Source organism: Ignavibacteriales bacterium (assembly GCA_026390575.1).
Taxonomy (GTDB): domain Bacteria; phylum Bacteroidota; class Ignavibacteria; order UBA10030; family UBA10030; genus Fen-1298.
On sequence record JAPLFR010000007.1, the window covers coordinates 68,959 to 80,457 of the forward strand.

Sequence of the window (11,499 nt, forward strand, 5' to 3'; positions counted from 1 at the left end):
GCTCCCAACATGCTCGGCTTTTTTACCTCTAAGCTGAAAGGGTTCGATCGATGAACATTCTCCTCGTCAACCCAAAATTTCCTGATACGTTCTGGAGTTTCAAGCATGCACTCAAGTTTGTCTCCAAGCGTACAACCTTTCCGCCGCTCGGACTGCTGACCGTAGCATCACTGCTGCCTCATTCATGGAACAAGCGTTTGGTTGATATGAATGTGCAAGACTTACGAGAAATTGAATTGAGATGGGCTGACCTCGTTTTCCTTGGCAGTATGTCGATTCAATTGAAATCAGCGCGAGCTGTCATTGAGCGATGTAAAACAATGGGTAAAAAGATTGTCGCCGGCGGACCGTTGTTCACATCATTCCCCGACGAATTCAAGGATGTCGATTATCTTGTCCTCAATGAAGCAGAGTTGACCCTGCCACAATTTCTCGCGGATATAAGAAATCGTGATGCTTGCCATATTTACCAGACCGATCAATGGGCAGATGTTACAACAACTCCTGTTCCTTTGTGGAATCTCATCAATTCGAAGTATTACTCATCCATGAATATTCAATACTCACGCGGCTGCCCGTACGATTGCGAATTCTGCGACATTACAGTTCTGTACGGACGCGTACCGAGAACAAAAACAAAGGAACAGATGCTTTTGGAATTAGAAGCTATGTACTCTACCGGCTGGAGAGGCGATGTTTTCATTGTTGACGACAACTTCATCGGCAATAAGGCATTGCTGAAGAAAGAAATTCTGCCCGCAATGATACATTGGATGGAACAAAGAAAGTATCCGTTTGCTCTCAACACAGAAGCTTCCATCAATCTCTCCGACGATGAAGAGTTGATGGATTTGATGGTGAGAGCAGGGTTCAATGCGGTATTCGTCGGTATCGAATCACCGAATGAAGAAAGTTTAATTGAGTGTAAAAAGAGCCCGAATAGAAACCGCAATCTTGTCGAATCGGTGAAGAAACTTCAACACAAAGGACTGCAAGTGCAGGGTGGATTTATCGTCGGATTTGATAGCGATCCGAGTTCAATCTTTCAGAAGTTAGTCGAGTTCATTCAAGAGAGCGGCATCGTTACTGCAATGGTCGGATTGCTGAATGCACCAATAGGTACAAGACTCTATAAACGGATGCTGAAAGAAGGACGATTGCTTAAAGCAATGTCAGGTGATAATACAGATTTCTCAATGAATTTTATTCCTAAGATGAACTATGATTTTCTCGTCAATGGATATCGATCGATTCTGGAAAATATTTATTCGTCAAAACAATATTACGCCCGCGTCAAAGAGTTCCTTCGGACGTATAATCCTCCGAAAGTTAAAGTTCCGTTAGTACAAGCAGACCACTTCAAGGCGCTCTTGCGATCTGTGATTATACTCGGTATTATCGATAAGGAACGCGTGCAGTACTGGAGGTTATTTTTCTGGTCACTCTTCACACGTCCGCGCATGTTTCCACTTGCAATCACCTTCACAATTTACGGATACCATTACAGAAAAATTTTGGAATATTACGTAGCAGGATAAAAAATACACAGCATCAAGAAACAACTATCTTCGTTTACTCCTAACTGTTCTTGATCACTCTTCATTGATCATTGCACATTGCTTGCTGCCTTCAACGTATTCTTCAAGAGCATCGCAACCGTCATGAGGCCGACACCGCCAGGGACGGGCGTGATAGCCTTCGCGATTTTCGATGCAGATTCAAAATGTACATCACCGACGATACGGTATCCTTTAGGTTTCGAAGTATCTTCAACGCGATTAATACCGACATCAATGACGACAACGCCTGGCTTTAACATTGCACCAGTGATAAATTCCGGTTTGCCGATGGCGGCGATAAGAATGTCTGCAGATTTGATATAGGATACGAGATCGGAAGCGCCCGTGTGCGCGACAGTGACTACAGCATTAGCACCGCGCTGTTTTTGCAATAAGATATTCGCAACCGGTTTACCGACGATGTTGCTGCGGCCAACGACAACAACGTGTTTTCCTGATGGATCATTGCCGCTTCGAACGAGAAGTTCTTGAATTCCCGCAGGTGTGCACGATTTGAATGTATCAATCCCTATAACCAATTTTCCGATGCTCATCGGATGAATACCATCGACATCTTTACGCGGATCAATGGCTTGAATCACTGTTTGCTCATTCAAATGCTTCGGCAGCGGCAGTTGAACAAGAATTCCATGAATTTTCGGATCACGATTGAACTCGTCAATTTTTCTTAGCAATACTTGCACCGAGGTATCAGCCGGCATCTGCTCCGTGATCGAATAAAATCCCATTTCTTCAGATCGCTTCCCTTTCGAGCGTACATACGATTGCGATGCGGGATCGTCTCCGACAAGAATTACCGCAAGTCCAGGAACAATTCCTTTCGTTTCTTTCAAACGGATGGTTTCTTCCTTCACCTCGCGTTTGATGTCTTCTGCAATTTTCTTTCCGTCTATAATTTCTGCCATGGCTCATCCTTTGCGTTTTGACAATCGATCGCAACAAATGGAACGTTCATGGAAAAGCTTTTCGCCCGTTCAGCCAAGAGATTCAATTTATACTCGATGTTCTGAAAAACATCCTCTCTCCATTGGTCAGGCACTAATTCCTTCCACGCTGCCATAAAGATCTTCATAGAAAAATGATTCAACATTGCTGTAGCGTCTGAAAATTTAAAATCGAACTCATCTTCATACAATGCATTGATATGAAAGTTCGATTGCTCGAGCATATTTTTATATTCGGCAACCGGCCTGCGCTTCTCATAGATATGATCGTCAACCTTCACGCATAATTCCTTCAAACCGCTCTCGTTCAAAACTTCACGAAACACATTGTAAAATTCAGCGAATGTCTGGTCCGTATTAAATGTAAAGACAAATTGAGCGCCGGGCCGGGAGACACGTCTGCATTCACTCAGTGTTTTGGAAAAATCCTGAACATTATTCATTCCGTTATTGGAAACGATCAGATCAAAAAAATCGTTATCGAAAGGCATTCGTTCAGCCACGCCTTCGACAAGTTCAACATTTGGCACGCCTGTATATCTCAATTTAAATTTTGTCCGTTCAAGAGCTGCTTTCCACGGGTCAATACCGAATACTTTGCACGTTGGGCCAAGACGCATCGCAAGCTCGACCAATGGGAAACCTGATCCAAAGCCAATATCAAGGGCATGAATATTTCTTCTGTACCGCACAAGGCTGAGCAGTTTGATTCCAAAAGGAGCTGCCCAGAACGACATATCATCAAGCGCCGATAAGAACTCCGGGTCGTTGAAATTCAATTCGGTTTTTAAGTACTGAGTCATAGTAAAAGTTGGTTGCTAAATTACCAAGTCATAGAAGAACAGCGACACTATTGAAAACTTGGAAAGATCACTTGTTCAATCTTGGTTGCATTGCCGGATTCTGCATCCACTTGAATAAAGACCGCACACATCCGTACGTCATGTTCAGCAAGTTCGAATTTGTAGGGTGTCTGGAATTGGAACCGGCGGATCGCAATTTCTTTTTTCATCCCGATCACCGAATCGTACGGCCCGGTCATTCCAACATCCGTAATATACGCAGTACCTTTCGGAAGAATCCGTGCATCAGAAGTCGGGATGTGCGTATGTGTCCCTACAAATGCGCTCACACGTCCATCGAGATGCCATGCAAGCGCCATTTTTTCCGCAGTAGCTTCAGCATGCATATCAATGAGGACGACTTTTGTATCATGTGCAACTCTACTCAACGCCCAATCCGCAGCCTTGAACGGATCATCGATAGTTTGCATAAATGTCCGTCCCTGCAAGTTAATAACGCCGATGCGTCCCTTCTCTTTCAAATCATAAAGAACAAAACCGTTGCCGGGATTTTCCTTCGGATAGTTCAGCGGCCGCAGAATGTTGCGTTCTTTCGCGATGAGCGCTTTCGCCTGCCAGCGGTCCCACAAATGATTCCCTGTGGTGATCACGTGAACACCTAATTCGAAAAGTGCCTTTGCATCCGCTTCGTCAATTCCCTTGCCTTCGGTTGCATTCTCTCCATTGACGATACAAAAATCAATTTCATATTTCTGGATGTATTGTTTGAGCAAAGTAGCAAGAAGCGTCATTCCCGGTTTGCCATTGATGTCGCCTACAAAAAAAATATTTATGAGTTTTGCCACAAGTTCCCTCGATGTGTTAAGATAAAGATTTGATATTCAGCCTTCTCTGTCACTATTGATGCATCGTAAAAAGTTCATCAGGCAAGATCCAGAATATTATCGTACACCTGTTTTATCTTTTCTCCCACTCGTTCCCACAGAAATTCTTTTTGAATACGTGTACGCAAGACAGTATCTTTTTTATTCTTCAATGCTGTCTGTATTCCTTCAGCAATATTCTCTGTTGATGTTGGCTCTACATAGATTGCATCATTGCCAAAATAATCTTTTGTTCCGCCAACCGGTGTGATGACAATTTTTGCGCCAGCCAGGCCTGCTTCTAATGCAGCAATGCCAGGTGTTTCAAACTGAGAGGGAAGGACAAAAACATCGCAAGCGGCATACGCCGATGCCAGTAACATCGAGTCATGGGGAATTGCATCGACGATCAACAATCGAGGATTGCTGCTTGCACGCTCAAGGCATGCTCGCCCTGATGGTGTGTTCTCTATACGTCCTATGATTGCTGCCGGATGATCGATGCGCTCAAGCGCTTCAATGAGGCGAAAAATATTTTTACGTTCAGGTCCGATATGTCCCACAGAAAGAATAAAGTTTTTTATTCCATACTCACGTTCGAACAATCCCGGCGCTGCATGCGCAAATCGTTCTTCCACGCCATTCGGAACGACGATGAGCTTTTTCTCCGGGACGCCAAATGCATCGACGAACAGCTTCCCTTCCTCTGTCGTATTAGGTGTGACGGCTTCCGCCCAGCTGCACATCTCTGCAATCAATCCGTAATCTGTCCAGATTCCGCGCACTGTGCGGCTTATCAATCTATCGACGTTGATAACACGCTGAACCGTTTTGGCGGTGCGCCGTGTATAAAAAACAGGCGAAATGACAAGTGGAAGTCCCTGCGCTTTGACAGCACGTGCGAAATGGTACGTTGCCATGTTTGCTGAAAAAACGTGCACAAGATCAAATTCATTCGCATGAAAATCACGCCATGTATCGAACAATGTCACGTGCACACCAAGATGTTCCAATGCTTCTTTCGTCTGAAGCACCTGTGTACGCACACCTCCGCGCGTCAATGCTGTTGCCTGACTTGTTGCGAATAAAACATGCATACGTTTTCCCTACGCCTTTTTCTTCTTTTGAAGTAAATTCATTGCGGCGTTTACACCGCGCACAAGCGGAATGCGATAGTTAAACCGTCGTGCGCGCAAATAGTCTTCCGGCATCGTCCACGCTGCAGAGTTCGGTTCCCACCGAACAGTTTCCAGCACAATGTGTTCTGATGCGGGGATAATGGCTTCTGTCCCATTCGGTTGTGCAATGCGAATATACAGCGATTTATCGAGCCGAACACCTTGCAAACGCACTTTGCCATTTGCATGCTGTAATTCAGGAATTGATCCTGTACGCATGTTCCACCACGATGCATATTCGCCCATCGTTTTTACCGGTACTTTCTCGTAGCGCATTTCTTGAAAAAGCCATTCCAGCACATCGAGATGCATATCCCGTGGATGATGATAGAAAATGATCGGTTCGTGAACTGCTATTTTTCGCTCAACAACACTCGCAAAGTACCTGATCATCTGCTCGTTGTTATAGCCATGCCGTTTTAAACTGCCAATACAAATCGGATGGATCGGCACCTGTAATGCACCGTCACTGTTCTGAAGCCGTGGTAAGCTCGGCAAGTTGTCATAATCATACGAAAACTCTGACGAATATTCAAAACCGCAGTCAACAATTGCACGGCCAAGTTCATCGTTCCAAGTGCCAAAGGGAGCTGCAAATCCGTGTAAACGAAATCCTGAATTGCGTAACAATGCTTGTGCTTTACGGATATTCTGAACATTGCTTTCATAATCCGGAAACGTCTCGTGATCGAAGCAATGCACACCAACCTCATGTTCATTCATCTCCACATAGGACTTTATGGAAGTTGCATGATTTTTAGCGTCAACGAACCATGTCGGAGAAATCCCGTTTCGGTGGACAACAAGAGATAGATCTTTTAACTGTTCATCTGTTCCATTATCCGTATCAATTCGCAGACAGAATAATGAGCGTGCACCATGGGGGAAATTCCAGAGATGAACAAACGGCAATCCGCGACGATGATGAAGAAGCTCGAGGCAACTCAAAACTAATACTCGAATTTCTCCTTTTGAAACTCGTGAGACTGTTTCAAAAGGAAGTCGGCTTTCCGGTGAATAAAATGATTTCACTGCTGCACGGCGATCCGTCGCCAGTGCCGCAGGATCAAACGGCAAGGCGATCACTAAATCATCTACCTGTGTTCCTACACGAGCCGCAAAACTGCCGCGGTTGGTTTTGAGCTCGTTGGCATTCCATGCAAGCTGGCACCGGGCATACACATCGATGATGCCAAGTGAATGAAACATTGAATTCTGTGCCGGATACAGATAATCTATGTGTGCGAGTTGAGCTGTTATCTGCCGGATACGCGCGTACACTTTTACCGAACATAACACTGCGCCTCCAAGGCCAACATACTGACGAAGCATTTCCGACTCACGATCATCCACCATATCGCTTACCACCACAACACTAAATTCATCTGGAAGCAATGAATCTGTAACGACTGCATGCGGCACACCGATTTGCTGAAGAAGGATTTTCCATCCGGCATGTCCGCCAAGTATTCCGATTTTCAAGTTCATAAGAACCTCGTTATTAATTCTGTAATATCATGCCAAGTAACTGCACGGAGCAGCATCAACATAAGACTATAACACCCAATTCCCAAAAGGATTCCCCACAACAATCCATACGGAATAGCAATTGCAACACACACTGCCATGATCGCGGCGGAAAAAACCACACGTAATATTTTTCCCGGCGGGTAAAGCGGAATAACCCGCTGAAGTGAACGCTTCATCAGCAAAACACTTATGCCTTCCGAGAGAACGACACCGAAGGCAGCTCCAATCGCTCCAAAGAAACACACCCCGGTCGTGACACTCACAATATATGCGAAAGCTGTTATAAGCATAATCTTACCGTACGATTTATCTTCGCCTACGCCAATCAATCCGGCAGAATACACTGTGTGTATCATCGTAATAAAGAAATACCAAATAAACACCTGAAACACAGCGACCGATGAACTGTACTCGGCTCCATAGATTATCGCAATAAGTTGGTTCGCGATCAATATTCCACCAACAGCAACAGGCAGGCTTATGATAAGAATCCATCGCATTGCATCAGTCAGCATGCGGTTGAATGCTTCCGGGGAATCAGAGTACTTGCGCGCCGATGCCGGCAGAAGCAGCAACACGAGAATCCGATCGCCCATGAGCAAGAAATAGACAAGCTTGCTCGCTGCACTGAACGTGCCGACATTTGCAGTGGTTGTAAAAACACCAAGCGCAATCGGCGGGTAATTAATCACTAATGTTGTAAGAACAACCCCCACTGCCAGCGGAATGGACTGTTTCAAAAGACGCAGCGACGGCTTCATATGAATGTGAACATCGTGATGCTTCATACGAAATCGTATAAACAACAATACCGACGCCAGACATTCACCGGCAATACTTCCTAGTGCTACCCATACAATATCGTTAATCGTGCGGACAAAAATGAGGACAACAGCGAGATAGACGATTGCCTGCGTTACTCTCGCCGCACTGACAATTCCTAAAGTCTCTTTCCCTTGAAAAAACCAATCAACGAAAAATATTTGCGGGAGTACGGCAAATGAAAATATGATGATGAGCCACGCGATCGTTGCATTCGGAACTGTGATCAGCACAGTGAACGCAACAACGAACAGCACTATCATTGTCGCAATCAACCTGCTGCCGATCACACTGCCTACCAATTCTGGAGATTCGCCCTGTGCTATTTTTTTCGTTCCAAGTGTAGGAAAGCCAGCCGCACTCAAGACCATGGTGTACGCCAACACAGCAAAACCTAGATTGACAGCACCGAAACCTTCTTTCCCCAACACACGCGCCAGATATGCAACGGAAATAAAACCCAAGAGACGGCGTGCAATATCTGCGGAAAGAAGTGAAAGAAAGTTTTTAGAAAGTCGTTTCATGAGTGCTTCATGACTTTTTCATATACTTCATACGTTTGTCTGCCAATATTCGACCATGAATATTTTTGTTCGGCAAACTCAATAATGTATGCGCGGGTTTGTTCCCGCACATGAAACAAATGACTGTTGAGAAACATCTGAAGTTTCTTTGCCATATCTTCAGCATCATCCGGCTTGCAGATAAAACCGGTTACCCCTTCAAGAACGTCCTCGCGAAAGCTGCCAATGTCCGTTGCGATAATCGGCAAGCCAAATCGGTACGCAAGGAAAATGACACCGCTCTGAAAAATTCTTTTATACGGGAGAACAAGACAATCTGCAGCAGCGAAGTACGTTTCCACTTCATCAACTGGAATGAATTGGAACCTGAACAGAACATTCCTCTCCGGTAAAATTTTCGCTGCTTGCGATTTCAATTTTGCCGCATAGTTCGACTTCCGCTTTGGCTTTCCGATGATCATCAGCACAACTTCTGGATTTTCACGAACAAGCAACGATGCCGCATCAATCAATTTCTCTATACCTTTGTATTCATTAATCTGGCCAAAGAAAAGAATTGCATGTGCCGTCGATTCAATGCTGAGTTTTACGCGTGCATCTTTTTGCGAAAGCCCGCTCCGCGCTATGCGATTGTTGATCCCATGGGGAATGACAACAACTTTTTCCGGTGAGACATGAAAGAGCGAACAAAGTTCGTCTTTCATCTTTTGTGTATGGACAATAACACAATCCATAAGGTGATACATGATTTTGAGTGAAATCCATTGAAGAAAGGTCGCCCGTCCATCGCGCGCGTCTTTGTAAATATTGTGAGCAGTATAAACCATTTTTTTGCCAAACAGCTTATAATAGAGAATCAGAACTGTCCGGTCAAAAAGTGAGATACTGTTTTCCCATTGAATATGAAAAATTTCTGATTGTGTACGCGCTGTGTACCAAAGTAGCCGTAGATAGTACTTGCTGATACGCCAAGCTTTTGTAAATATAGTTTGTGTCGAAAGATTATCTCCGCGAAGATTATAGAGCGTAGTACGCGGAAATGTATCAATCACACCGACCGAACTATCGGAGTCAACGACTTCTATCTCCAACGATGGTATCTCGGAAAGTCCTGAGACAATTCCGTAAAGATAATCGGTTTGCTGACCGGCATTCAGGATGGAGATTTTCATAGGCGGGACTATCTATTCGTCCACCTGTACCTCAAACTTAACGATGTTGTATCCTTTCATCGTGTCGCGCACTCCGAAGATTACGCCTACAAAGACAACAACCATACCGCTCAGGAACGTACCGAGAATCAAATAACGAAGCTGAAGCACTGCTACAAAATAATCAGTGCCAATCAATAACGAAGTGACGACGAACAAGCCGACCGCGCAAAGGTAACAAAAAATTGAATTCCGGATGAGCCGCGCCCGGTTCAGAAGTCCTGCCACTTGCCGGGTGATGCTTTCAATACGCTGGATTTCAACAGAAAGAAAATCCCTTTGAGCTGCATTGAGGATCGTCTTCCTTTTTTCTTCTGTCAATATCCGGATGCGATTGAGAACACTCGTGAATTTGTTGTTAATGCCGAGCAGCAGAAGCCCGCATGCACTGATCATGACACCGGGAGCAAGAATTAATTGAATTGCCTGGATGACAGATAAGTTTTCGGAAAGATTCGGATTATTCATGTGCTTCGGCCTTTACATTCTCATTAATTTTTATTCGCGATCTCACCCATCACAAATGGTTTTTCTTTCTTCCGCTTCAGAGCAGATAGAACAGCATCGACGCCTCGATGATCCACAAGCAAAATCAATCCTACACCAAGATTGAATGTGCGACGCATATCTTCTTCCGGCACCTCGCCAACATGCTGGATGAGATTAAAAATGGCGGGCCTCTCCCATGCATTCCAATCTACATTGAGTGCTAATCCATTCGGCACGACGCGCATTGTATTACCTTCGATGCCGCCGCCTGTGATGTGCGATAGACCATGAATATATTTTGAAATAGAGGAGTTCAGCAGCGGATGAACCGATTGCTTATATGAACGATGGACAGCAAGCAGCGCATCGCCTAAAGTTTTACCTAATTCATCAAGATGGATATCAAGCGCAAACTTGTTGAGCAAAACGCGGCGCGCAAGTGAATAACCATTCGTATGTAATCCGGTGGAAGGCAAGCCGATGAGCACGTCGCCCCCCTTGACGTTTTTCCCGTTTAATATTTTTTTCTCCTCAACAATTCCAACGATGGTTCCTGCAATATCATAGTCTTCCATTCCATACATGCCGGGCATTTCTGCTGTTTCGCCGCCGATGAGTGCGCAGTCGTTTTCTTTACACGCTTTCACAAAACCAAGAACAACTTGTTCGGCAACATCCGGAGACAATTTACCGGTGGCATAATAATCCAAAAAAAACAACGGTTTTGCACCACAGACCAAGATGTCATTCACACAATGATTCACCAAATCCTGTCCAACTGTAGTATGACGATTCATAGCAATAGCAATTTTCAACTTTGTGCCAACACCATCAACACTGGAGACAAGCACAGGCTTTTTGATGGCTTTGAAGTCTGCACGATAAAAAGCGCCAAACATGCCGATGTCCGTAAGCACGTTGCGATTGAACGTGGAACGAATTGGTTTTTTAATGCGACGGATAAGTTCTTCACCAGTGTCGATATCAACACCAGATTCTTCGTATGTAGACATAGATGGAACTTCCTGATAAGAAATTTCTGTTGATTGAAGATAGCAGATTTTTTTGCCTTGAACAAGGAGAGAACGAATATCCATTGCACAAATAATAACGGAGTTTTCCTTGCTCTTTTTCCTCGGCTTCTTTATATTGGAATCGGTTTAATACATATGGGAGTTCGAGTGTGACCAATCTCAACTCTTTTCTTTCACTATCCTTTATATTTGTTATGAAACATATTGTTATCCTTATCATTTTCCTAGGACTTCTTTGCGGATCGTGTTCGACATCTCAATCATCTTTACCAACAGAGGGCGTTCTGGAAGGAACAATCTTTGCGATCGGAAATGACCCGTTTACAAAGCTCGGCCTTCAGACCACTCAAAATCAAATGTACGTTCTCCGCTGCTCAAAGGAGATAGAAAAAGAATTGAATACAAAACAAGGTCAAAAAATGCGCATTCAGTACGACACGTTGGAGAATACCCCGGAAGGAATAACCGTACGGGTCATAAGTTACGAACGCCAATAATTACCTTTTGGCATTCTTAGGAGA

Annotated in this window: 11 protein-coding genes; 2 read left to right on the plus strand and 9 right to left on the minus strand. The window is 44.4% G+C overall.

Going from position 1 to position 11,499, the window contains the following annotated elements; all coding sequences use genetic code 11:
- Positions 1 to 50: 50 nt before the first annotated feature.
- Entirely contained in the window at positions 51 to 1,538 is a 1,488-nt protein-coding gene (locus NTX44_05320; protein ID MCX6121018.1) for a B12-binding domain-containing radical SAM protein, read from the plus strand.
- Positions 1,539 to 1,606: 68 nt separating this feature from the next.
- Here the strand turns inward: NTX44_05320 and NTX44_05325 are convergent, their stop codons facing one another.
- The 9 genes from NTX44_05325 to purM all read right to left on the minus strand — a co-directional run bounded on the left by NTX44_05325 (position 1,607) and on the right by purM (position 10,957).
- On the minus strand, positions 1,607 to 2,485 hold the full coding sequence (locus tag NTX44_05325) for a bifunctional 5,10-methylenetetrahydrofolate dehydrogenase/5,10-methenyltetrahydrofolate cyclohydrolase (protein MCX6121019.1): 879 nt from the start codon (positions 2,483 to 2,485) through the stop codon (positions 1,607 to 1,609).
- Positions 2,470 to 3,327: a methyltransferase domain-containing protein gene (locus NTX44_05330; GenBank protein ID MCX6121020.1), complete on the minus strand. Its 858-nt coding sequence runs from the start codon at positions 3,325 to 3,327 to the stop codon at positions 2,470 to 2,472. The genes NTX44_05325 and NTX44_05330 overlap by 16 nt, the downstream gene beginning before the upstream one ends.
- 47 nt (positions 3,328 to 3,374) lie before the next feature.
- Complete coding sequence (locus NTX44_05335) at positions 3,375 to 4,172, minus strand: TIGR00282 family metallophosphoesterase (GenBank protein ID MCX6121021.1); 798 nt, start codon at positions 4,170 to 4,172, stop codon at positions 3,375 to 3,377.
- Positions 4,173 to 4,249: 77 nt separating this feature from the next.
- Positions 4,250 to 5,287, minus strand: coding sequence for a glycosyltransferase family 4 protein (locus tag NTX44_05340; protein ID MCX6121022.1), 1,038 nt, complete (start codon positions 5,285 to 5,287; stop codon positions 4,250 to 4,252).
- Between the two features lie 9 nt (positions 5,288 to 5,296).
- Positions 5,297 to 6,856 (minus strand): polysaccharide deacetylase family protein, encoded by a 1,560-nt coding sequence (locus NTX44_05345; protein MCX6121023.1) that lies wholly within the window; start codon positions 6,854 to 6,856, stop codon positions 5,297 to 5,299.
- On the minus strand, positions 6,853 to 8,244 hold the full coding sequence (locus NTX44_05350) for a flippase (GenBank protein ID MCX6121024.1): 1,392 nt from the start codon (positions 8,242 to 8,244) through the stop codon (positions 6,853 to 6,855). The genes NTX44_05345 and NTX44_05350 overlap by 4 nt, the downstream gene beginning before the upstream one ends.
- A complete protein-coding gene (locus NTX44_05355; GenBank protein MCX6121025.1) occupies positions 8,241 to 9,416 on the minus strand; it encodes a glycosyltransferase family 4 protein in 1,176 nt (391 codons plus the stop codon). Before NTX44_05355 ends, NTX44_05350 begins: the two co-directional genes overlap by 4 nt.
- Positions 9,417 to 9,428: 12 nt before the next feature.
- Positions 9,429 to 9,923 carry a DUF2721 domain-containing protein gene (locus NTX44_05360; protein MCX6121026.1) on the minus strand — a complete coding sequence of 165 codons (495 nt, stop codon included), beginning with the start codon at positions 9,921 to 9,923 and terminating at the stop codon, positions 9,429 to 9,431.
- Between the two features lie 23 nt (positions 9,924 to 9,946).
- On the minus strand, positions 9,947 to 10,957 hold the full coding sequence (gene purM, locus NTX44_05365) for a phosphoribosylformylglycinamidine cyclo-ligase (protein MCX6121027.1): 1,011 nt from the start codon (positions 10,955 to 10,957) through the stop codon (positions 9,947 to 9,949).
- A gap of 170 nt (positions 10,958 to 11,127) precedes the next feature.
- Here purM and NTX44_05370 point away from each other — a divergent pair, with 170 nt between their 5' ends.
- Positions 11,128 to 11,475, plus strand: a complete 348-nt coding sequence (locus NTX44_05370; protein ID MCX6121028.1) for a hypothetical protein — start codon at positions 11,128 to 11,130, stop codon at positions 11,473 to 11,475.
- The last annotated feature ends 24 nt before the right edge of the window (positions 11,476 to 11,499 follow it).

Bases quoted from the DNA above. Each gene is read 5' to 3' on its own strand.
- NTX44_05340 (MCX6121022.1), bottom strand. From the start codon at position 5,287: ATGCATGTTTTATTCGCAACAAGTCAGGCAACAGCATTGACGCGCGGA.
- NTX44_05330 (MCX6121020.1), bottom strand. From the start codon at position 3,327: ATGACTCAGTACTTAAAAACCGAATTGAATTTCAACGACCCGGAGTTC.
- NTX44_05345 (MCX6121023.1), bottom strand. From the start codon at position 6,856: ATGAACTTGAAAATCGGAATACTTGGCGGACATGCCGGATGGAAAATC.
- purM (MCX6121027.1), bottom strand. From the start codon at position 10,957: ATGTCTACATACGAAGAATCTGGTGTTGATATCGACACTGGTGAAGAA.
- NTX44_05350 (MCX6121024.1), bottom strand. From the start codon at position 8,244: ATGAAACGACTTTCTAAAAACTTTCTTTCACTTCTTTCCGCAGATATT.
- NTX44_05355 (MCX6121025.1), bottom strand. From the start codon at position 9,416: ATGAAAATCTCCATCCTGAATGCCGGTCAGCAAACCGATTATCTTTAC.
- NTX44_05325 (MCX6121019.1), bottom strand. From the start codon at position 2,485: ATGGCAGAAATTATAGACGGAAAGAAAATTGCAGAAGACATCAAACGC.
- NTX44_05320 (MCX6121018.1), top strand. From the start codon at position 51: ATGAACATTCTCCTCGTCAACCCAAAATTTCCTGATACGTTCTGGAGT.
- NTX44_05360 (MCX6121026.1), bottom strand. From the start codon at position 9,923: ATGAATAATCCGAATCTTTCCGAAAACTTATCTGTCATCCAGGCAATT.